Source organism: Streptomyces sp. NPDC001770 (genome assembly GCF_053596135.1).
The window spans coordinates 52,587-73,244 of sequence record NZ_JBSFFN010000037.1 but is presented as its reverse complement, the minus strand read 5'-3'; the positions used below and the strand labels follow the sequence as shown (position 1 = coordinate 73,244).

At 70.2% G+C, this 20,658-nt stretch carries 17 protein-coding genes; 9 read left to right on the top strand and 8 right to left on the bottom strand.

Features of this window, described 5'->3' with window-relative positions:
* Positions 1-300 precede the first annotated feature (300 nt).
* The 5 genes from ACWCSV_RS28225 (at position 301) to ACWCSV_RS28205 (ending at position 2,895) form a co-directional block, all read left to right on the top strand.
* Positions 301-450 carry a hypothetical protein gene (locus ACWCSV_RS28225; RefSeq protein WP_451146923.1) on the top strand — a complete coding sequence of 50 codons (150 nt, stop codon included), beginning with the start codon at positions 301-303 and terminating at the stop codon, positions 448-450.
* A 557-nt stretch (positions 451-1,007) separates the two neighbouring features.
* Positions 1,008-1,445 (top strand): hypothetical protein, encoded by a 438-nt coding sequence (locus tag ACWCSV_RS28220; RefSeq protein ID WP_451146921.1) that lies wholly within the window; start codon positions 1,008-1,010, stop codon positions 1,443-1,445.
* On the top strand, positions 1,421-2,074 hold the full coding sequence (locus ACWCSV_RS28215; protein WP_451146919.1) for a hypothetical protein: 654 nt from the start codon (positions 1,421-1,423) through the stop codon (positions 2,072-2,074). The genes ACWCSV_RS28220 and ACWCSV_RS28215 overlap by 25 nt, the downstream gene beginning before the upstream one ends.
* Before the next feature lie 174 nt (positions 2,075-2,248).
* Positions 2,249-2,497, top strand: a complete 249-nt coding sequence (locus ACWCSV_RS28210; RefSeq protein ID WP_451146917.1) for a hypothetical protein — start codon at positions 2,249-2,251, stop codon at positions 2,495-2,497.
* The gene (locus ACWCSV_RS28205) at positions 2,494-2,895 is read left to right on the top strand and encodes a DNA-binding protein (protein ID WP_451146915.1); all 402 of its coding nucleotides are present in this window, start codon (positions 2,494-2,496) and stop codon (positions 2,893-2,895) included. The genes ACWCSV_RS28210 and ACWCSV_RS28205 overlap by 4 nt, the downstream gene beginning before the upstream one ends.
* A gap of 404 nt (positions 2,896-3,299) precedes the next feature.
* Here the strand turns inward: ACWCSV_RS28205 and ACWCSV_RS28200 are convergent, their stop codons facing one another.
* Positions 3,300-4,490 (bottom strand): phage baseplate protein, encoded by a 1,191-nt coding sequence (locus ACWCSV_RS28200; protein ID WP_451146913.1) that lies wholly within the window; start codon positions 4,488-4,490, stop codon positions 3,300-3,302.
* 585 nt (positions 4,491-5,075) lie between these two features.
* On the opposite strand from ACWCSV_RS28200, the gene ACWCSV_RS28195 reads away from it, so the two are divergent.
* From ACWCSV_RS28195 to ACWCSV_RS28185, 3 genes are all read left to right on the top strand, one after another.
* Complete coding sequence (locus ACWCSV_RS28195) at positions 5,076-5,387, top strand: NIPSNAP family protein (protein WP_451146911.1); 312 nt, start codon at positions 5,076-5,078, stop codon at positions 5,385-5,387.
* 170 nt (positions 5,388-5,557) lie between these two features.
* Positions 5,558-6,256: a hypothetical protein gene (locus ACWCSV_RS28190; RefSeq protein WP_451146955.1), complete on the top strand. Its 699-nt coding sequence runs from the start codon at positions 5,558-5,560 to the stop codon at positions 6,254-6,256.
* Positions 6,257-6,547: 291 nt separating this feature from the next.
* Entirely contained in the window at positions 6,548-7,381 is an 834-nt protein-coding gene (locus ACWCSV_RS28185) for a PIG-L family deacetylase (protein WP_451146909.1), read from the top strand.
* A gap of 460 nt (positions 7,382-7,841) precedes the next feature.
* On the opposite strand, the gene ACWCSV_RS28180 is transcribed toward ACWCSV_RS28185, so the two are convergent.
* The 7 genes from ACWCSV_RS28180 to ACWCSV_RS28150 form a co-directional block, all read right to left on the bottom strand.
* Positions 7,842-8,441: a hypothetical protein gene (locus tag ACWCSV_RS28180; RefSeq protein WP_451146907.1), complete on the bottom strand. Its 600-nt coding sequence runs from the start codon at positions 8,439-8,441 to the stop codon at positions 7,842-7,844.
* Positions 8,442-8,920: 479 nt separating this feature from the next.
* Positions 8,921-10,285 carry a vWA domain-containing protein gene (locus ACWCSV_RS28175; protein WP_451146905.1) on the bottom strand — a complete coding sequence of 455 codons (1,365 nt, stop codon included), beginning with the start codon at positions 10,283-10,285 and terminating at the stop codon, positions 8,921-8,923.
* On the bottom strand, positions 10,282-11,634 hold the full coding sequence (locus ACWCSV_RS28170) for an AAA family ATPase (protein ID WP_451146903.1): 1,353 nt from the start codon (positions 11,632-11,634) through the stop codon (positions 10,282-10,284). Before ACWCSV_RS28170 ends, ACWCSV_RS28175 begins: the two co-directional genes overlap by 4 nt.
* A gap of 180 nt (positions 11,635-11,814) precedes the next feature.
* Positions 11,815-13,314, bottom strand: a complete 1,500-nt coding sequence (locus ACWCSV_RS28165) for a hypothetical protein (protein WP_451146901.1) — start codon at positions 13,312-13,314, stop codon at positions 11,815-11,817.
* 162 nt (positions 13,315-13,476) lie between these two features.
* Entirely contained in the window at positions 13,477-14,238 is a 762-nt protein-coding gene (locus ACWCSV_RS28160; protein WP_451146897.1) for a polysaccharide deacetylase family protein, read from the bottom strand.
* A gap of 327 nt (positions 14,239-14,565) precedes the next feature.
* Positions 14,566-16,869, bottom strand: coding sequence for an esterase-like activity of phytase family protein (locus ACWCSV_RS28155; protein ID WP_451146895.1), 2,304 nt, complete (start codon positions 16,867-16,869; stop codon positions 14,566-14,568).
* 233 nt (positions 16,870-17,102) lie between these two features.
* Positions 17,103-19,181, bottom strand: coding sequence for a glycosyl hydrolase family 28-related protein (locus tag ACWCSV_RS28150; protein WP_451146893.1), 2,079 nt, complete (start codon positions 19,179-19,181; stop codon positions 17,103-17,105).
* A 322-nt stretch (positions 19,182-19,503) separates the two neighbouring features.
* Here ACWCSV_RS28150 and ACWCSV_RS28145 point away from each other — a divergent pair, with 322 nt between their 5' ends.
* On the top strand, positions 19,504-20,340 hold the full coding sequence (locus ACWCSV_RS28145) for a siderophore-interacting protein (protein ID WP_451146891.1): 837 nt from the start codon (positions 19,504-19,506) through the stop codon (positions 20,338-20,340).
* Positions 20,341-20,658: the final 318 nt, after the last annotated feature.

Here is a 20,658-nt window from a genome sequence, read left to right as displayed (position 1 = left end):
CGAAGGGAACCTGTATCCAGCAGCTCTTTGTTGTCGCGTTACCGCGCGCCTACGCGATCAACGTCGACAGCGTCAGTAGTCTCCCCCTTGAAACGCACTCGCTGTCCAAATGCACTACGTCCCGTATCGCCTCAGCCGGGACCCGTCGAATTTCCCGTCGCACACTCCTCTCATGCCTTCAATCCGTCGGCGGCCAATTCCTACCCGTCGCAGATGGTTTGCGGGGCCGACGCAGCCCACGGCACAAACTGCCGCCACACACGGACCACCGCATCCCCCACATCCACGGAGAGCCCTCTCATGCCCGGTCAAGTCGCCACCCAGACCGTCCTCATGTCGCTGCTCGCCGGAGCCTGCAGCGCATACATCGCTCTCCGACACCCCGCCGTCGGCACAGCCCTCCTGGTAGGCGTGGGCGTCACCACATTGGTGAACATCCTGATGCAGTGACCGCTTGCCCAAGCCGTGGGACGGCGTGGCCGACCCAGCCCGCGCTGTACGGTGCAGGGACCGGCACGTTGGTGATCCTGCCGTCGATCCCCTGACCACCGCGATGAGGGGTGGTCGGGACCGTCGAGGTACCAGTCAACGCGAGCTACGGGCCGCACTCCGATCTGAATCCCCACACTCCTGCGGGCGGACACGTCTGCGAGCCTGCTCAGGGAATGAGGCCGTGCCACAACGTGCCAGCAGGAGTGGTCAAAAGCGGTCAGCCGGGGTGTCGCCGTACAGCCGCGCAATATGCGCGATCTGATATCACCCCAGCTCAGGAGCGTCAGCCAGACCGAAGTCCAGGTGATTCCCAAGCTCAGAGCGCGAGTTCGATTCTCGTCACCCGCTCCACGGAGAAGGCCCAGGTCAACGACCTGGGCCTTTCTTGTTGTTCAGCTCGTTCTCTGTAGCTCCCGTTAGCTTCACACCACGCATCGGGCACATGCATCGGCGAGAAAATCGATTCTGTTCGCGGGGGAGGACTACACCGCGCCGTTGGGTGGCACGGTCCGGCCATGAGGATGATCAACGTGGTGGTGGCTACGGTCGCCAGCAGTTGTCTTGTGGTCGCGCCGGCGGCCGAGGCGTCGACGGTGCGGCACTGGGACAAGAGAGTGAAGTGCGAGCAGGCGGATCCGGAGGGGCGTGTCATCCCCACGCGTTACGGCAACGGCGAGCTCGGCTGGAACCACTTTTCCGGCAAGCAGAACATCAAGAAGCGCCGGGTGGTCGACGCAGCCTTGGCCGGAAGGGTGGACAGGAAGAGCGGAGGGAGGCTCGAGTACTACGGAGTCGCCCGAAACGGCACCAAGCTGGTAAATATCGTGGTCATTGTCCAATACACCCACCGTACTGCCGACGGCGAGTACGACGCTGGTACGGGTAAGAAGGTCGGCGTCGTCACGGCCTACTGCAAGGGCATGACCAAATGTCCGAATTGGATCAACGAGTGAGCAACCTCGCCAAGGAGACAGTCGAACAGCAGGCGTACCTCACGCGCTTCCTTCTCGACTACACAGCGACGCCCCTCGTCGAGGGGACCTTCCTGCGCGGCGTGCTGCCCATGCCCGATTCGATCCGGGTCGTGACCGGAGCCGCCGACGCGGTGGACGGGCATGGGCTGGTCGCCTATGAAGTGCCGTTGACGGACGACGACGAGGAGCCAGTGACCGCACCGTTGGTGCTCGGGTGGACACGCACGCTCGCATCCCTCGCCGTCCCCTGCACGGATACCACCGTGATGGGCATGCCCCTGGTGACGGTGGACACCGTCGACCTCGAACCGGCCGACCCGACCCGCACGGATCAAGCGCTACGGGTACTGCGCGCATTGGCCTGGCCGTACGTGGAGATCCCGCCCAGCCCCGCGCTCTGCGGGTTCCTCTTTACCGGGCGGGACAGCATGCGGCTCTACCTCGCCTCCGAGAAGGCGCGCGGCGTGATCGCGACCGACATCCGGCTCGATGGCAGGCTGACCGCCCTGCTGGCCGCCCTGCCCTCACTCCTCGACGAAGAGGAACGCTGGGCGGCAGACCTGTCCGACCCTCATTGTGTCCGCAGGGTCGATCTGACCAACTGGTGAAGGCCGACAGTCATGCACCCTGACACTACGGACATCCGCCGGCCGGCCATGGGATCACCGCCCAGCGCTCGCTGCCTCCGCAAGGTCTGCGGCTTCGGCCAGTACAGGAGATCCTGGTCCTCCTCAGGGCAGGAACCACGCGATTCCACGCGCATACCCCGGTATGCTTAGTGCATGTCCTCCACGACGCGCATCACCGTCACGCTCCCCAGCGACCAGGTGGCGGAGCTCCGCAAGCTCACGGACAACGTCTCCGGCTACGTGGCGGAAGCAGTGGCCCGCCAGATCCGGCACCAGCTCCTGGGCGATGACCTCCGCCGCCACGAGGAAGAACACGGTCACTTCAGCGACGAGGAGCTCGCCGAAGCCCGTGCGAAGATCCTTGGCGCCGGCGGCTCCACCAAGAACGCGGACGCCGCGTGAGCGAGCGCATCGAGACCGTCGTCCTGGACTCGGAAGGGCTCTCCGCCTGGATCGCGCAGGACCGCAAGCTCCTCGCGATGCTGCAGGTCTTCCACGACATGGGAGCCGACCTCGTGATCGGGGCGAACACCATCGTGGAGGTAACCCACTCCCGCACCAACATGCCGCGCCTGAACTGGGCCCTGTCCCGCATCAAGGTGGAGCCGGTCACCGAGCAGGCGGCGAAAGCGGCAGCCGAGCTCCTCAAGGGCGCCGGGCTGCACGGGCACAAGTACGCCATCGACGCCACGGTCGCCGAGGTCGCGCTCCGCCAGCCGAAACCCGTTGCCCTGCTGACCTCCGACAGCGACGACATGACCAAGCTCTGCGGCAACCAGGTCCGCATCATCCCTCTCTGACCCCCAGGCCACCCGGAGCATGAACCTCGGCCGGTTCTGGTGCGCTGTCGGCACCCGTGCCCAGCGGAGCGGACAACAGCGGTCATATACGGCGCCCGGAAGCCACTCCAACCGAACAAATCTCGACCGACCATGCAGGCTGTGGCACGTTGACTCCCCGGCGGCGTCCCCCGGACGACGCAGCCAGCCATGGTGATCCTTCGCGTCGCGGCACGGCCGGCCGATCCTCCCCGGCCGGATTGTCGAACAGACGGCTGCCCGGCCACGAGGTCGTGGTGCTGCCGCGTACGGCCTGCCCGGCCGACCGCGGCGCACCCGCGCCTCGGAGCGTCGCAATAAACCAGGGCGATGCCGACGGCCTGCCTGGGCGCGCGAGGTGGATGGCGGGACGGGCTCGTGCCGAATCAGATGAGACCGGTCTTCCCGTAGATGCTCGCCACGCGGGCACCTTCATTACCCGAGGCAAAGGCCATGCCGATGCCGAATACACCGGGCTGTGCGAGGTCTGGGATGTAGACGCCGAGGCCTTCGGGTTCGCGGTAGTCCAGCGAGTACGCGGCGGTGGTGTGGAGGGGATTGACGTCTTCATCGAAGGGTGAGCGAGGGGCGGGGTCGAAGGCCCCCGTGGCAAGGTTCACCGAGGTGATGAAAGTGTTACCGATACCGGCCGGGGATATCACTGCCTTCTGGCCATTATTGGTCTGCATGAATTCATAGTGGTTGCCATGCAGCATGTAGAGGTATGTGCCGACGACAGCGTACGACTGGAGAAATGGCCTTCCATATGTGCTGAGTGGCCATCCGGGGATGGCGGTGATATTCAGCTCGCTTATGGTTGCGAGCGGTTCGCTCCAGATGTTGAGGCGCGCCAGGTCGAGGTCGTGGACCTGGAATTTCATCACTCCATCGGTATCGAGATAGCGTATGGCGAGCCGCCCGTAGACCGGATCGACGGTGGCACTGTAGGTCGTGGCACCCGGAACCGGGGTGAACTTGGCGAGCGTGGGCGAGCTGGAGTCGAGTGTCTGGGCGTTGACGAAGGGGAAACGTGCCAGGCGTCTGCCGCGGCTGGTTTTCTTGACGTGGTCCTCGTCCGCCGGGTCCGAGACCGTCTCACCGTCGGTCTCCGTCCACAAGTAGGCGTTGCCGCCCACAGGTTCGATGCCGATGCTCATACCGTGACCAAAGCCGCGCAGATACATGTAACCGAGAACGCTGCCGGACATGTCCCATTTGGTAATGGTCAGGTCCCCGTGCTCAATGCGATCGGTGCTGCTTACCGGGGCGGACTCGCCGGCAAGTCGCAAGCCTCCTTGGGTCACTTGTGCGAGGTAGATGTGACCGTTGGCGTTGTCGTATCCGATCGACTGGATGATGGTGACGTCACGGGTGGCTTTCTGACGTATCCAGTTCAGCGAGGAGCTGTTGAGGTCAAGTCGGGGAGAAGGCACCATCAGGGCGGAGCCCGGAGCGGGGTAGGTGGCAGCCGAGGCCGTCTCGGTACCGAGAGAGATACTGGCGGCGGTAAGCGCACTGGCACCGCTCCACGCCAGGAGTGAACGGCGGGTGGGGCGGGAGATTCCATGGTTGGCCATGATCCCGATTCAATCGACAGGCGTGTCGAAAAAACAACCCCTCAACCCGTCCTATTGCCGGAATCGGCCAGGTGAAGCGCATGCGCGGTCATGCGCATCTTCGGTTTCGCTGCCCCACGCTGACGCGAGTTTCCGTCGCTGGATCGCGACGGGGCCGACCCGCACCCGAAGCGCTTCTTCATCCACTGCCCGTGGAACTCACGCACTCGTGGAGAGAGCGATTCGGTTCGAGGGGGAGGACTCCGGGTCGCACGTCCGGTCATGAGGATGATCGATGTGCATGAGGATGATCGACGTGGTGGCCGCTGCTGTCGACAGCGGTGCGAGCAGGGCGATCCGGAGGGACGCGCCACCCCCACTCGTCAAGGCAATGAGGGGCTCCGCTGAACCACCCCTCCGGCAAGCCCGACATCAGGAAGTGCCGAGTGGTCGACGCGCCTCGTCTCGCCAATCGGCTGCTTCCGTCGCGAACCAGGCTCAGGGGTTCGCTCGCCGGACCGGATCCGAGCCGGAGCCCCGATCCGGAGCCCCTGGCCATCGACCCCGCCGTACGGACGCCCGTCCGTGGCACGGAATCATGCGGGCATGGTCACCATTCACCTGAAGTACGAGATCGACGCCGACAAGCTCGAAGACTTCGAGGAGTACGGGCGCCGCTGGGTCCGGCTCGTCAACCGGTTCGGCGGGACGCATCACGGCTACTTCCTGCCGAGTGAGGGCGACAGCGACATCGCCTACGCGCTGTTCTCCTTCCCCAGTCTGGCCGCGTACGAGCAGTACCGCTCGGACAGCATGTCCGATCCGGAATGCCTGCAAGCGTTCGAACTGGCGCGTGAGACCCGCTGCATCAAGCGGTACGAGCGCCGGTTCCTCAGGCCGCTGGACGACCTGTCCTGAAGGCTGTCCCGCAGCCATCGGTCGGAACCGACGGAATCGACGGAACCGACGGAACCGGTGCCGCTGGGACAGAAGCCGGACATGTCCAGGATCAATTCAAGATCGCCCCGCCCCTACTGTCATCGATGAGAGCAGGAAGCACCGCCACCCAATCGCCGCTGGAGATCATGATGCGTTCGCGCCTCGCCGCACGTTCCACTCGTCTCTTCCTCGCCGCCGCAGCCGTGACGGCTCTCGCCGCCACCTCCACCGCCTGCGGCGGCGCCGACGTCGAGGATGCCGCCAGCCCCTCGGCCCCCTCCGCCGAGAGCTCCAGCCCCTCCTCCGGCGCGAGCGCGTCCGATTCCGGCGGCTCCGGCTCCAGCGCGTCCGGCTCCAGCAGCGCCTCCGGCTCAAGCACGTCCGATGACGGAACCGCGGCCCCCGGCGACGGCAACGGCAACGGCGACAAGAGCGGCTACGGGCAGTCCTGCGGCACCAACGACCTGGACTTCACGGTCACCGCGAAGTCCCAGGCCGGTGGCTACTACCTCGTCACCGCCAAGGCCAAGTCCGGCATCACCTGCTACCTGGACGTCAACACTCCCAGCGTGTCCTTCGGCTCCGGCGCCGACGGTGTCGCCTCCCCTGTCGGGCAGGGCGGCGAAGACCCCATCAAGCTCGCCGGATCCGCCGTCGCGTACACCGGTATCAGTCCCAAGACCACCGACGGGGATGCCGGCAAGGAGTTCGAGAGCGTCATCATCGCCACCACCGACGACGATCCCGATCCCGCCGAGCTGAAGCTCCCCGATACCGCCGTCGTGGACAAGCCCATCGTCACCAACTGGTCCACCGATCCGGCCGAGACCGTCCCCGTCATCGTCTGAGCCCGAATCCGAATCCGAATCCGACGCACCGGACCGGCAGCGTCGGCATCGCGCTCCTGGTCCCGTCCGACGGGCGGGGCCGGGCAGGGCCGGGCACGGCCTCTGGGCCAAGTGGACGTGCCGGGAACAGTCGGTCCGGTCGGCACGGTTGTGAGAGAGGGGCGGCGGCGAACGGGCGGAGACAGGGCGGCCACAGGGTCGTCCTGACCGCCGGGGACCGCCCGCCCCTGTCGCGGTACGCCCGCCGTGTACTCGGACCACAACGTAAATCTGCAGAAGGACTGTTCTTTCATGACTGACCGGCCGTTGACGCTCATGGCAGTGCACGCCCACCCCGACGACGAGGCCACCAGTACGGGAGGGGTCCTCGCGCGGTACGCGGCGGAGGGCATCCGCACGGTGCTCGTGACGTGTACCGACGGCGGTTGCGGTGACGGACCGGGCGGCAGCAAACCGGGCGACCCCGGGCACGATCCGGCGGCCGTCGCCGCGATGCGCCGCCGGGAGCTCGACGCGAGCCGCGAGGTCCTGAAGATCAGCGATCTGGAGATGCTGGACTACGCCGATTCCGGGATGGTCGGCTGGCCGAGCAACGAGGCCCCCGGATCCTTCTGGCAGACCCCCGTCGAGGAAGGCGCTGCCCGGCTCGCGGAGCTCATGCGGCACTACCGGCCCGATGTGGTGGTCACCTACGACGAGAACGGTTTCTACGGCCACCCCGACCACATCCAGGCCCACCGCATCACGATGGCCGCGCTGGAGATGACCGCGCTGACACCGAAGGTGTACTGGACGACCATGCCGCGCTCGATGATGCAGCGTTTCGGCGAGACCATGCGCGAGTTCCAGGAGGACATGCCGGAGCCGGATCCCGCCGAGGCCGCCGCGATGGCCGAGATCGGCCTCCCCGACGACGAGATCACCACGTGGGTGGACACCACCGCGTTCAGCGGTCAGAAGTTCGATGCCCTGGCGGCGCACGCCAGCCAGGGCGAGAACATCTTCTTCCTCAAGATGGGCAAGGAGAGGTTCGCCGATTTGATGGGCGTGGAGACCTTCGTACGCGTCAAGGACGCCACCGGCGCGGCCGTACCCGAGAACGATCTCTTCGCCGGACTGCGCTGATCCTCCCCGGCCGGCCTGGGCCGCGGCGGCTCATCGGACCCGACGGCCTCCGCCCCGTCCCCGGGGCGGGCCACGGCTCCGACGAGCCGCCGCGCGGGCCGGAGGGTTCCCCACGGGAACTCCACGCGGACGTCCCCTCCCTCTCCAGGCAACCCTCCCGTTCCGGTTCCGGTTCCGGCAGGACGAGGAGACCGTCAGGTCCGTCCGGTCCCTCAACGCGGCGAGGTGCCGTAGCTGTCGTCGCGCACTCACCAGGAATCGCGGGACAGCCCTTACGTGGCAGGACCACGATGTTGTTCCGCAGGGGCGAACGGCAGGCGGAAGGGGCGGTGTTCGCGTCGATGTGTTTCCCCGGCGACGGCCGCGCAACGGCGCCCGAACGCAGAGCGCCCGGCCGGGAGGATCCCAGCCGGGTCGCTTCAGGTCGGATCAGATCCGATCAGCGGGTCGGACCAGCAGGTCAGATCGTCGGCGTGTCGTCGACGATCTCCTTGTGCGGCTCGACGATGAACTTCCAGCCGTCGCTGGGCTCCAGGAACCGCACGCGGGTGGGGTAGATGTCCAGGGCGCGACGGTCGCGGTTCTGGCCGTTCGAACCCTTCCGCGCCCGGGCCGGCTCCTCGTACAGGTCGACCTTGACGTCCGGTACCTCCACGGTCTCCTCGCTCCAGCGCTGGACGACACCCGCGCCGAACGCCTCGCGCGCGGAGGCGTAGAGCGAGTCCAGGGACTCCTTGCTCCCGTTGGGCACGAAGAGGGCGAGGTTCAGCAGGACGCCGGCGCTCTGCAGGACCTCGATCGCCTCCCCCGCCTCGTCGGCGGCCCAGATACCGCCCTCGTCGGCGTTGTCCGGGAGGACGTGGACCTCGTCGCCGAAGACCGTCTTCGCGATGAAGGACCCGCCTTCGAATTCCTTGCCCGGCGCCGTGAGGAATGCCGGGGCATAGCAGTCGAGAGAGAGGCCGTCCACCCCTGCCGGAACAAAAATGTTGTCCTGGGGTCCCAGGCCTGAAATCTCGTCAGCCGTAAGACGTCGAGCCGTAACCTTCTCGGTGTTCACGCCATTCCCCTTTTGCTCGCGGCGTTCTGTGAATTCATTAATACTCTACCACGAAAATGATCACCCAAGAGCTGTTCCATAACCCGTCACGTTCCGTCGAGCGACCCCAAGTACCGTGCAGGGCAAGGCGGAGAGGCGTCCGTCCGCCGGATGCGCGCGCACGTCCGACCCGATGGGGAGATGTCGCACACGGCGCCGCACACACCTTCCACGGAATGAGCGGGGCCGGGCCTTTGGCGACGCCATTGAATGAGACTTACGGAACCGATGGGGCCTCCACTCCCCGGCCATTCATCCAGGAAGTGGACCGCCGTCGAGGAATCACCAGAGGAATTCGACATCACCGGCGGAAAAGAAAGGCGAGCCCACCCGAAGAGGATTCTTCCTGAGGGGACTCCCTTCGGGTGCGGACCCGTTTCGAGGACGAATCCCGGACTTCGGCGGGCGGGACCGCCGGACGGCACGGGAGAGTGGGCGGCTCAGCCGATGGTGACGGTACGCGCCCAGGCGGGCGGGGTGTCCGGTACGTAGCCGGGGTCGCCCTCCGCGTCGCGGGCCGGGCGGGGGAAGAGGCCGACCACGGTGCGGCAGGGCGGCGGCGTGGTCGGCCAGGGCGTCTGGCCGTCCGTCAGGGCGACGATCACGTCCGGGCGGGGCCGGGAGCGGAGCGCCCGGGCGAAGCCGGAGCGGAGATCCGTACCCCCGCCGCCCATCAGCTCGATCCCCTCGGCGCGGCAGAGCGGCACGGCGATCCCGGCCGCCGCGTCGCAGGAGATCACCGAGACGAGGTCCCGCCGCCCGCCCACCGCGCGGGAGATCGCCGCCACCTCCAGCAAGGCGCCGCCCAGTTCGGCGTCGCTCACCGACGCCGAGGTGTCGATCACGACGCAGACCCGCGGCGGCATACGGCGCAGACTCGGCAGAAGCACCCCGCGGAGGCCTGCCGAGCGACGGGACGGGCGCCGGTAGGTGTGGTTCTCCCCCACCCCCGGCGCACTCGCCGCGGAGTGGATCGCCGCCCCGAGCAGCCGCCGCCAGGGCTGCGGGGGATGGAACGCCTCGTCGGCCCACCGGCGCCATCCCTCCGGAGCGCTGCCCGGCCGGCCCCTGATCCCCTCGGCGACCCGGAACCGGACGGCGTCCCGCTGCTGCCTGCTCAGCCCGTGCGAGCCGTCGGGCCCCAGGTCCCACGCCCGTGGCCGGCCGTCGGCGCCGCTGCCGCAGTCCAGCCAGGCCAGGTTCCCGGTGAGTCCGGACATCGACGCCGTCCGGAGGTACTCCTCCATCAGCAGCCCGTCGGGCAGGTTCAGCAGCGACGGCAGCACCACCCCCGTGGGCATCGGCAGGCCGTCGCCGTAGATGTCGTCGTTGATCTCGAAGTCGGCGGCGATGTTGCGCCGCAGCCGCTCGCCCGGCCCGTACTCCTCGTGCTCCCGCCCGTAGCGCTCGCCCCGGTCGTGGTGGTCCCGGAGCAGATGGGAGACCTCGTGCACCCAGACGCCCGCCAGTTCCTCCACCGGGGTGCGCGCCACGAAGGCGGGAGAGACGTAGACGCGCCAGTGCGCGTCCACCGCCATGGTCGGCACCGACCGGTCCTCCACCACGTGCAGCGCGAAGAGGGCGCTCGCCAGGTAGGGACGGACCTTCACCGCGTGCAGCCGCCCGGCCAGCAGTTTCTCCCTGTCCAGCGGGAGTCCGGGCCCGCCGTGCGCCGTACCGGACCCGGCCGCCTGCCGGGGCGCGGTGGCCACCACGGGACGCGGCGGAGCGGGGCGGGCCGCCGGGCGCGGCGGAGCGGGCCGGGCCACCGGACGCGGCAGCGGACGCTCCGTACCCCCCGTCATCGGTGCGCTGCCTTGGTGCGCGCGGCGTCGGCCGCCGCCGCGACCCGGCCCACCGACCGGTCCGCCCGCCGGGCGAGGCCGATCACCGCCACCAGCCGCTCCACCGCCTCCGGCACCTCCCAGTCGTCGCGCCGCAGCGAGGCCAGCGCCGTCGCCGGGGCGACCAACAGGTCCGGAGCCCCGGTCTCCAACGCCCTGACCAGCACAGCCCAGCCCGCCTCCCACCGTGCCCGCTCGGGCCGCGCCCCGACGGCGGCCACCACCGCTTCCAGGGCCGCCTGCCGCAGATCGCCCCGCTCCGGCAGTTCGGCGGAGGGTGGATCGGCGAGCAGCGCTTCCGGGTCCGGCAGATCCATCCGGTCCAGATGGGCGAGGAGTTCGAGCCCCGGCCCGTCCCCGACCGTGCCCCGCACCAGCAGCGCCAGCACCTCCCGGGAGACGGAGGCCGCCGTACCGAAGGCCAGCAGGGTGAGCGCGGCTTCCCAGCTCCGGGGCGAGGGCCAGGCACCCCCGCGCCGGGTCTCCGTACTGGGCAGCCGGTGGATCAGCGTGGGCCGGGTGTCCAGGAATCCGCAGACCGCGCGCCGGGCGAAGGCCACCGCCTCCGGCAGCTTCTCCGGTGCCAGCCGGGGGAGCTCCGCGCGGGGCCAGACCCCGCCCAGCCCGCGCACCACCACCTCCCGGTCGTGCGTCCAGTACAGGTGGACGAACCGGTTGGCCAGCGGCGGGCTCAGTTCCCACCCGTCCGCCGCCGAGGCGCTGGGGTTGGCGGCGGCCACGATGCGTACCTCCGGCGGCAGTTGCAGCGTGCCGACCCTCCGCTCCAGGACCACCCGGAGCAGCGCGGCCTGGACGGCCGGCGTGGCGGTGGAGAGCTCGTCCAGGAAGAGCAGGCCGCGTCCGGCCCTCACGAGTTCCACCGCCCACTGCGGCGGGGCCATCGGCACGCCCCGTACCTCCGGGTCGTCGCCGACGATGGGCAGGCCGGAGAAATCGGTCGGCTCGTGGACGCTGGCGATCACGGTCGTCAGCGGCAGGCCGAGAGAGGTGGCGAGCTGGGTCAGGGCCGCGGTCTTGCCGATACCCGGCTCCCCCCAGAGCAGCACGGGCAGGTCCGCGGAGACGGCCAGGGTGAGGGCTTCGAGCTGCTCGTCCGGGCGCGGCTCGGTGGTGGTCGTCCGCAGGAGTCTCAGGAGGCCGTCGGCGACGGCGAGGCGGGTGCTGATCGGAGCGGCGGCGGACGCGGAACGGCCGGGGACGGGGGCGGAGGCGGAGGCGGAGGCGGAGGTGGAGGTGGAGGTGGAGGTGGAGGTGGAGGTGGAGGTGGACAGGAGGGTGCTCGGGGTCATGGGCATCACCTTGGGTGGAGGAGGAGGAAATGGAGTGGAGGTACGGGACCGACCGCGCGCGGGCCGGAGACTCGGGCGCGAGGGCTGAACCGGTGGAGCGGCCCCTCCGGCCGCGACGCGGTGGGGAACGCCGATCAGGTGGGACGGCTCTCTCCGCCGGCCCTAGGGTCGGACGGGTGATCAGGCCATGCCGGTACGGGGCCGGGCCCGGCGGCTCAGCTTGGAGCGCATCGCCAGCGGTGTACGGCGGTCGGGCCGAGGGCGGTGACCCGTCTCCGGGGACCTCGGGTCCGCCGCCGTACCGCCCGCCGCCGTACCGGCCGCGGGGTGCACGGCGACCAGGCCCGAGCGGAAGAGTCCGTGGTCGATGCGGCGGGCCGCGGCCGACTCCAACTCGTCCCGCAGCGGCCCCTCGCGCAGGACGGCACCGGGCCCGAGCAGCCCCTCGACCACCGCCAGAGCGCCGGCGACGTCTCCGTGGCCGAGCCGCTCCCGGACCGCGGGCAGCGCCTCCGGGTCGCGGCGCACCTCGTCGATGGCGCGCAGGCAGGCCAACGGGGGTCCGCCGAGCGCGACCAGCAGGGCCTCGCGGCGCAGTTGTACCGCACCGTGATCGACGGCCGTCAGCACCCCGTCCCGCAGCGCGATCCGGTGGACCTCACCCCGGCATTCGACCCGGTGCGGATCACCGGCGGGGGACACGGGGACGGCGCCCGGTCCCGTACCGGGCACGGCCGGAGGGCCCGACGCCGCCAGCGCCGCGGCGACGAGGGGATGCAGCCGGTCGGCGGCGATCATCCCCGCTCGGAGCAGCTCCAGGTCCGGCAGGACCCGGGCAGCCGCCTCCGGCAGCATCGGGAGCGCCGCGACCTCCTGCGGAGGCAGCGGCTCGCGCAGTTGCCGGAACGTCGGGGCATGGCTGTCGTCGGGGGCGACGAGTTCGAGTACGGCGCGGCTCCGCGTACCGAGCCGCACGGTGAAGGCGCCGCGAGGGAGCCCCTCGGCCCGCAGCAGCAACTCCGCCTCGGCGGCCCAGTCCGCCACCGCCCACGAACCGTCGCGGGTGTCGGGGAGCTCCGGCACGGCAGGCCGAGCGAGTACGGGGGAGGGGTCGGGCCGAGCCGGGGACGGCACCCCGCCGGCGCCGCACCGCCGGGCCAGCTCGCCGCTCCGCTCGTGGTCCCAGAGATGCCGGTGCAGGTCGAGCCGGAAGCGCCGGTCGGGGCGCGGGTGCGGATGGTGCGTGGGAGCGTCGTTCCCCGTCCCCTCCCAGAGGGCCAGGGACATCCGCTGCCCGAAATCCGCCCGGGCCGGCGGTGTCCGGACCACCAGGTGCAGCGCCATGGGTCCCTCGCACCCGTACCGGGCGAGGGAGAGGGTGAGGCCGTCGCGGAGCCGCCCGTCGGGGGCCGTACGGGGCATGTGCCAGCGGAGCAGGTCCGGCGCCAGACGGCGCAGATCCGCCCGGAGCCGGGAGGCGAGCGGGGTGCCGTGGCGGTGGCGCACGGCGCGCAGATCGAAGTCGACATCGACCCGGGCGGCGGCGCACGCCCCGGCCCAGTCGCCGACGGCACGCCGAGCGGCCGCGGTCTCGATCATGGACGGTGGCACGGCGTACTCGCGCACGCGTTGCCACATCAGAAGGTGGGCCGGAATCGTGTTCGCGGGATGAAGTGCCATCAGCACTCACCTTGCGCGGACGATTCCCCCGATCCGTACGAGGAGTTGTCAGTCATCGTCGGCATCATAGGCACCACTCCGAGGACCTGTCAGGCCCCTTTTCCCTTTCCGCCGCTCACGACGGTCGGCGAGACCGGCGGGATCCCGTGGGGCATCGCCCGCTCACCGTACGGGGAAGCCGAACGAGTACCCCTGCTCCTTGAGCCAGGGCAGCACCTCGCGCAGGGCGTCCACGGTCTCGGCGCGGTCACCGCCGGCGTCGTGGAAGAGGACGGTCGGGCCGTTGGCTATTTCGCTCTTGACGGTCGCGACGATGGTCTCCACCCCGGGGTGCTCGAAGTCCTTGGTGTCGACGTTCCAGCCGAGCGGGCGCATCCCCCGGGAAGCGGCCAACTGCCGACTGTAGGGGGTGAAGGCACCGCCCGGAGCCCGGTAGTACATCGGCTGGACGCCCCCGGACGCCTCGGTGATCATCTTCTCGGCGTCGAGGATCTCCTTGGACTGGTAGGCCTCGGACTTCTTGTCCATGGCGGTGTCGTGCGAGATCGTGTGGTCGCAGAGCCGGTGGCCGTCCGCCACGACCGCCTTGACCAGGTCCGGGTAGGCCTTGGCCTGTGTGCCCACCATGCAGAACGTCGCCTTCACGCCGTTCTCCTTGAGCAGTTCCAGCACCTTCGGCGTCCAGGTCGGGTCGGGCCCGTCGTCGATGGTGATGTTCACGCCCTTGGGGCCCTGGTCGGAGGCGTGCACGATGCCCACCGCGACGGGACTGACGGCGGGTGCCGAGGCGTGCGCCTGCGGCTGCGGCCGGCCGGAGGTGTCGGCCTGCGCCGTCCACATGGATGCGGCAACGGCCGCCCCCGTCACCCCGAGCGCCACCGCGAAGACCTTGCCGTGCCATCCCTTTCCCTTGTGCTTCGCCATGTCCGCCCGCCCCTTATGCCGTGTCCGTCGGTGCCCTGTCCGGTGCCGTGCACCCATCTACACATGCGAACAGCCGGACGAGGAAGCTCGGTTACCGATCACGGACAAAGCTGCAGGGGGGCGGCGACAAACGCAGGGGTTCCGCGACAGGTGCAGAGCACATCGACCCGCGCGGGCTGCGGGGACCGGTACGGACGTACGGTCGGTACGGACGTACGGTCGGTACGGTCGCTCCGCACGGCTGCGCGCACGGCGGCCGGGGGGCCACCGCTTTCGCGTACGACTTCACGAAGGCCCGCAGCCCCTCGGCTCCGGGCCCGCAGCCCCTCACCCCCGTCCGAACACCGCCCCCCGCGACCCCAGCCGCAGGAACACCGTCTCGCCCGTGGCGTCCGCGAGGCCGTCGTTGTCGGTGACGGCGTACACCTGGCCGTCGGCGCCCACGGTGAGGCCTTCGAGCTTCTCCTGGGTCCAGCCGTTCGTGGCCCGGAGTTCGGGCAGTACGTCCTTGGCAAGGGTCTTCGGCAGGATCTGCAACGCGCCGTTCGCAGCGGCGGACTTGGGCAGGTCCACCGTGTAGATCCGCTTGACCGCGGCGGCGGGGCCGTTGAGCTTGTCGCGCTCGATGAGGGCCAGCTTGTCGCCGACCACCGTGATCTCGGAGAGTCCGATCCAGTCGCCGGGGGTGGTCGTGGTGCCGAGCCGGTAGCCGTACCAGCTCCAGGTGCCGGCCCGGACGTCGTACCGGCCGAGGCGGACGACTCCGGTGGGATCGCCCTTGACCTCGCGTTGCAGGGTGGCCCAGACGATCTCGTGGCCCCGGCGGTCGGTGGTCGCGGTGACGCCCTCGAAGCCCTGCTTCGTCAGCCCGGCGGCGATGTCCGCGGGGAGCGGGACGACCTGGCGGGTGGTGCCGTCGCGGTCGAGGCGGACCAGCTGGTTGCCGGTGCCCGTCGCGCCCTCCACCGCGAGCCAGAACCCGCCCTGGGGGCGGGCGTAGATGCCCTCGGCGTCGTAGCCGACGGGCTTGCCCTCCGCGTCCTTGACCGCGAGGGCGCGGGTGATGACCGCGGGGCGGTGGGCCGTGTCGATGGTCAGGATCCGGGTGAGGGAGTACGCCGCGTCGGTCACGGTGTACAGCTCGTGCGGCCTGCCGGGGGCGGCGGACAGGGCGCCGAGGGCGCCCCAGCCGATGGGGGCACCGGTGGAGTCCGGGGCGGAGAGGATGCCCGGGAAGGCGGGGGTGCCGTTGCCCAGCCGGAAGAGGCTGACGGAGGCCCGTACGTTCACCGAGGCGTCGTCCTCCTCGCTGGAGACCGCGAGGAGGTCCCGGGACGGGATCGGCAGCAGCCCCTCGGGGCCGTTGGTGGTGGGCAGGATCTGGCGGAAGGCGGGGGCGGTCGGACGGGTCAGGTCGTAGACGGCGACGAAGTTGCTCCGTTCGGAGCCGACGAAGGCGTACCGCACCCCGTGGAAGGTCGCGACCGCCACGCCCTCCGGTTCGGTGCCCTTCTTCGCCGAGCGGTCCTCGTCGTGGAGGCCGTAGCGGACGGCGAGCCGCTCGAAGGTGTTGCCCGCGTCCCAGGCGACCTCGCCGGTACGGCTGTCGAAGACGGACCAGCCGCGGGTCCCGCCCTTCCAGTCGCCCTCGTTGGCGGTCGCGAGGTAGCGGTCGTCGATCCAGGCGATCGCGTCGGGCTCGCGCGGCACGTCGGTGATCGAGCCGGTCTGGTCGATCACGCCGTCCTTGGCCGTGTCGATCCCGTGCACCGTGTCCGTCCCGGCACTGAAGGCCTTGGTGATCCGGCCGGTCGGCAGGTCGATCAGGGCGACACCGTTGTTCTCCTGGAGGGTGACGGCGAGCTGGTCGCGGCGGTTGACGGAGACGTACTCCGGCTCCGGATCGGTGGGCTCGGCGAGGCCGGCGGCGGCCAGTGCGGGCAGGGCCGTGCCGTCGGGGCGGGTGAGCGGTACCGGCCGGGTGCGCCACTGCTGCGGCGATGCGCCCTTCAGGTCGACGATCTGCACGAAGCCGGCCGGAGCCTGCGGGAGGTCGCCCTTCTTGCCGCCGGGCGGGGTCGCCTCCTCGTCGCGCTCGTTCTCGATCGCGACGGCGGCGTACCGCTTGTCCTGGGTGACCGCGATGGAGTCCGGCTGGCCGCCCAGGTCGAAGCTGGTGACCCGGCGGCGGTCGCGCAGCGAGATCACGTCGAGGCGGCCGGAGGGGTGGGCGTGGTCGGGGCTGGTGTTGACGACCACGAGGACGTAGCCGCCGACGACGGCCACCGAGGTCGGCTCGTCCTCGGCGTCGCCGAGCTCGGAGAGCGACAGCGTGCCGAGGCCGCGCGGCTCGCCGGGGTCGGTGATGTCGAGGAAGCCGATACGGCGGGCCAGGGCGTCGGTGTGGACGAGGGTCCGGCCGTCCTCGCTGGCCGCCGAGATCTCGGCGACGGTGGGCGTGGCCGGGTCCTCGCCGGCCGGCCGGTTCTGGAAGACCGGGTAGGTCGCGGTGCGCTGGAAGGCGACCGGCCCGCGCGCCTGCTGGTGCGCGCTCGCCGCACCGGTTCCGGCCAGCAGGCCACCGGCCACGACCAGGGCTCCGAGTGCTGCGTACGTTCTCTTCGGTGGCATCTGTCCTCCGTTGCGCGACGGTGCGCGGCGATCCACGACCGAGTCGGCCGCGATGGTCCCAGCACCGGGCGGGCGGGAGACGGCGGAAGCGTGAACTCCGGGGGAACGCGACCCACTCGGCGCACCGGGCCCGCAGGTTCGGTCCGGCTGACTCCTCCCCATGCGACGGGAGGCGAGGGCCGGACCGGACCGGATCAGCCGGGTCACCGCGTACGGATCACCGGATCACCGATTCACCACGCCGACGGAGCCGGGGGTGCGACGACGGGCGGGCGGTCGTCGCAGGTGAGGGTGTTGGGCAGTTGCCAGGCGCCGAACCAGGGGCCGGTGGTGCCGCCTCCGTCGTTGCCGCCCAGGTCGGTCAGGGTGAACTCCGATCCCGTGGAGGGGAAGTTGAACGATCCGCAGTTGTTGATGCCGACCGCGCCGACGTTGCGGGCGTCCACGTTCTCGAAGGTCGCCGATCCGGCGGCGCGGGCGCTGACCACCGAGGTGCCGGTGCCGTCCACCCGTACGTCCTTGAAGTGCACGCCGCTGATCCTGTAGGTGTCCTTCACCGGCCAGTCGGTGACCAGCATGAGGGCGTTGTAGGTCGAGTCGAGGTAGCTGTCGCCGGTGACCCGGATGTCCGCGTCGATGTTCCGCTCCAGCGCGTAGAACCAGAGGGCGCCGAGGCCGATGTTCCAGTTCAGCTCGTACGTACCGGCGCGGACCGTGGTGTTGCCGGTGAGGTGGAGGTACCCGGCGAAGGGTTCGGCGCCGAAGCGGGAGCCGATGTGCAGGGCGCTGCCCTCGCGGACCGGGTCGGCGACGAGGTTGTGGGAGACGGTGGTGTCCGTACCGCCGTAGACCGCGATGCCGTTGGCGAGGACCGGGGACTGCACGGTGTTGTGGTCGACGGTGTTGCGGGCGTCGGCGCTCTTCTCCGACCAGAGGGCGAGGGCGTCGTCGCCGGAGTTGCGCACGAAGTTGTTCGTCACGGCCGAATCGGTCACGCCGGTATGGAAGTTGAGACCGTCGGCGATCTGGTCGGTGATGGTGTTCCCGGTGATCCGCAGGTTCGACATGGGGCCGTCGAACCACATGCCGACCTTGGTGTGGTGGACGTAGAGCCCCTCGATCACGGAGTCGCCGAGCGCCCCGCCGACGCCGTTCACCTGGTCGGTGTCGATGCGCTCGCGCACATCGCCCTCGATGGCGAAACCGGAGAGGCGCACGTGGTGGCTGCCGCCGGACGCCGCGTCCTTGCCGTAGAACCCGACGCCGGTGTGGACGGAGCCGTCGGCCGCCGGGGTGTCCAGCGTGACCTGGCGCCCCTTGACGATCGTGTACCAGCTTCCGGCGCCCTCGATCGTGACGTCGTCCACGACGATGTGCCGGTTGACCTGGTACGTGCCCGGCGGGAGGTAGACGGTGAGGTGCGCGCGCCGGGCGAAGGCGATGGCGCGGTCGATCGCTCCGGCCGAGTCCCGCCGGCCGGTCGGGTCCGCGCCGAAGGCGAGTACGTTCGCCGCGAGGGGCAGGATGCGCGGGGGCGCCACCAGCTGCGAGTCGAGGACGTCGACGGTCGTCGCCACCGCCCCGGCCCGCGCGGGGACGGACAGCCGGACGGTGTCGCCCGCCCGGTACGTACGGCCCAGCGCCAGGCGCTGCTCGTCGTAGAAGTGGCTGGGCCGGAACGGCTTGTCGATCACCGGGGCGGGGCTGGTGGCGGCGGGTACGCAGCCGCACTCCGTGATCCACCAGTCGTCGTGCAGCAGACCGGCACCGGGGTCGTTGGAGAACGGGTACTGGTTGTACAGCCAGGAGTACTGGGACGTCAGCGTGAGGGTCTTCCTGGTCGCGGGCGTACGCCCCCGCCCGGCCGCCCCGGTCGCGGTCACGTCGAGCGGGGCGGTGATGCCGCCACCGCCCGGCGCGTCCGGGATGCTGTACCGCACGGTGATCGCGTTGGCCGCGCTCGGCAGCGTGAACTCGACGTACTGGCCCGGCTCCAGGGTCACCGCCCGCCGCCCGGACGCCTCCGCCGGAAGGGTGTACGCGCGCCGGTCGGGGCCGATGACCTTGCCGTCGGTGACGGCGTTCTCCGCCTCCTGCTCGGCCGTCCCGAGGTCCGCGCCGGCCCCCGCCACCAGCGCCGGATCCAGTCCGGCGCGGGTCACCACGGGGGCGGCCGGCCGGGCCGTACCGGTACGGGCGCCGACGGCGTCCGCCTGGGCCGTACCGCCGCCGAGACCCAGGCAGATCCCCGCGGCGGCGACGACCGCCGCCACGGTTCTCCGTCCCGCCCTTCGCCTGCTGCTCCGTGCCATCCGTGCCATCCCCAGCTCGATTCTCGTGTCGGGTCTCATGTCGGGCGCGAACCGCCCTGGACGTTCGAGGCGGATCGGGCGTCGTGAGGTGAGGCGACAGTAGGTACCCGGCAGGGGCCGCCACAAGGCTCGTGCGTGAGGTTTTCCTACCGCTTCTCGTCCAGCAGGCATCTCTCTATTGATTTTTTGCGGCACTTTGATGGTTCATTGCAGGTAGAGGAAGCGTGCGGGGTGCCGGGGACGCGCCGGACCGCGCACCGGGCGCGGGAAGACATCCCACTCCACCTGTTGACGGCGAGTTAACTTAGGCTAACCTTCCTTCGTGGCGAAAACCCCCAGGCTCATGCCGAAGCATCCCGTTCTGTTCCGCGGCGAAGTGGTCCGCAGCGTGCGCTTCTCCCCGTCGATGCAGCGCGTGACGATCACCGGCGCCAACCTCGGAGACTTCCCCTGGCGGGGATACGACCACTGGTTCCGGCTCTTCCTGCGCCGGCCGCACCAGCAGGAGTTCGTCATGCCGGAGCTCGCCGGTGCGCAGCGCTGGTGGGACCCGTACTACGCCCTCCCCGAGGACGTACGGCCGTACTGCGCCAACTACACCGTGGCCGGCTTCCGCCCCGCGGCGGCCGAGATGGACATCGACTTCGTGGTGCACTTCGGCCCCGGGGGCGAGCCCGAGGGCGGCGCGGCGATCTGGGCATGCGCGGCCCGCCCCGGCGACCCGGTCGCCCTGCTGGACCAGGGCGGCATCTTCGACCGTCCGGACGACGCCACCGAGGTGCTGGTGGTCGCGGACGAGAGCGGCCTGCCGTCGACGGCCGGCATCCTCCGTTCACTCCCTCGCGACACCGTGGGGCGGGTCATCCAGGAGATCCCGCTCGCCGGGGACCGCCGCCCGCTCGACGCCCCGGCAGGCGTCTCGGTGACCTGGGTCGTGCGCGACGACGCGACCGCTGTGCCCGGTGCCGCCGCCCTGGAGGAGCTCCGCCGTCACGACACCGTGGACGCGGCCGGGTACGCCTTCGTCGTCGGCGAGTCCACCCTCGCCACCGAGGGCCGCCGCCACCTCGTCCGCGTGGGCCTGCCGAAGGACCGGATCACCTTCTCGGGCTTCTGGAAGAGCGAGCGGGCGGAACGGGTCGCGCGCATCGCCGCCTGAGGCCCTGAGCTCCTGAGCTCAGGAGCTCAGGAGCTCCTGAGGCCCGTCATACGGCGCAGGCCGCACGGTGATCCGTGCGGCCTGCGCCGCTTCCCGTTCCGGCGGTGACCGGCGCACCCCGAAGCGACTCACCGGGGTCGCACAACGAGGCAGAGGTTCACATTCATAGACAGCAATCATGTACACGTCTATTGACGTGTACATGGCACCCACTTACTGTCCGATGGAGGCGATTGCTCCGCTTGGACCGGCACCCGGTCGCCCGCCCGGTTCATGTACCCGAACCGTCGCGCCGCCACACGGCGGCGCCGGTTCGTC

What these genes read in the sequence shown, in the direction of transcription:
- ACWCSV_RS28225 (WP_451146923.1), top strand. Translation starts at nt 301, where the DNA reads ATGCCCGGTCAAGTCGCCACCCAGACCGTCCTCATGTCGCTGCTCGCC.
- ACWCSV_RS28220 (WP_451146921.1), top strand. Translation starts at nt 1,008, where the DNA reads ATGAGGATGATCAACGTGGTGGTGGCTACGGTCGCCAGCAGTTGTCTT.
- ACWCSV_RS28215 (WP_451146919.1), top strand. Translation starts at nt 1,421, where the DNA reads ATGTCCGAATTGGATCAACGAGTGAGCAACCTCGCCAAGGAGACAGTC.
- ACWCSV_RS28210 (WP_451146917.1), top strand. Translation starts at nt 2,249, where the DNA reads ATGTCCTCCACGACGCGCATCACCGTCACGCTCCCCAGCGACCAGGTG.
- ACWCSV_RS28200 (WP_451146913.1), bottom strand. Translation starts at nt 4,490, where the DNA reads ATGGCCAACCATGGAATCTCCCGCCCCACCCGCCGTTCACTCCTGGCG.
- ACWCSV_RS28195 (WP_451146911.1), top strand. Translation starts at nt 5,076, where the DNA reads ATGGTCACCATTCACCTGAAGTACGAGATCGACGCCGACAAGCTCGAA.
- ACWCSV_RS28190 (WP_451146955.1), top strand. Translation starts at nt 5,558, where the DNA reads ATGCGTTCGCGCCTCGCCGCACGTTCCACTCGTCTCTTCCTCGCCGCC.
- ACWCSV_RS28185 (WP_451146909.1), top strand. Translation starts at nt 6,548, where the DNA reads ATGACTGACCGGCCGTTGACGCTCATGGCAGTGCACGCCCACCCCGAC.
- ACWCSV_RS28175 (WP_451146905.1), bottom strand. Translation starts at nt 10,285, where the DNA reads ATGACGGGGGGTACGGAGCGTCCGCTGCCGCGTCCGGTGGCCCGGCCC.
- ACWCSV_RS28170 (WP_451146903.1), bottom strand. Translation starts at nt 11,634, where the DNA reads ATGACCCCGAGCACCCTCCTGTCCACCTCCACCTCCACCTCCACCTCC.
- ACWCSV_RS28165 (WP_451146901.1), bottom strand. Translation starts at nt 13,314, where the DNA reads ATGGCACTTCATCCCGCGAACACGATTCCGGCCCACCTTCTGATGTGG.
- ACWCSV_RS28160 (WP_451146897.1), bottom strand. Translation starts at nt 14,238, where the DNA reads ATGGCGAAGCACAAGGGAAAGGGATGGCACGGCAAGGTCTTCGCGGTG.
- ACWCSV_RS28155 (WP_451146895.1), bottom strand. Translation starts at nt 16,869, where the DNA reads ATGCCACCGAAGAGAACGTACGCAGCACTCGGAGCCCTGGTCGTGGCC.
- ACWCSV_RS28150 (WP_451146893.1), bottom strand. Translation starts at nt 19,181, where the DNA reads ATGGCACGGAGCAGCAGGCGAAGGGCGGGACGGAGAACCGTGGCGGCG.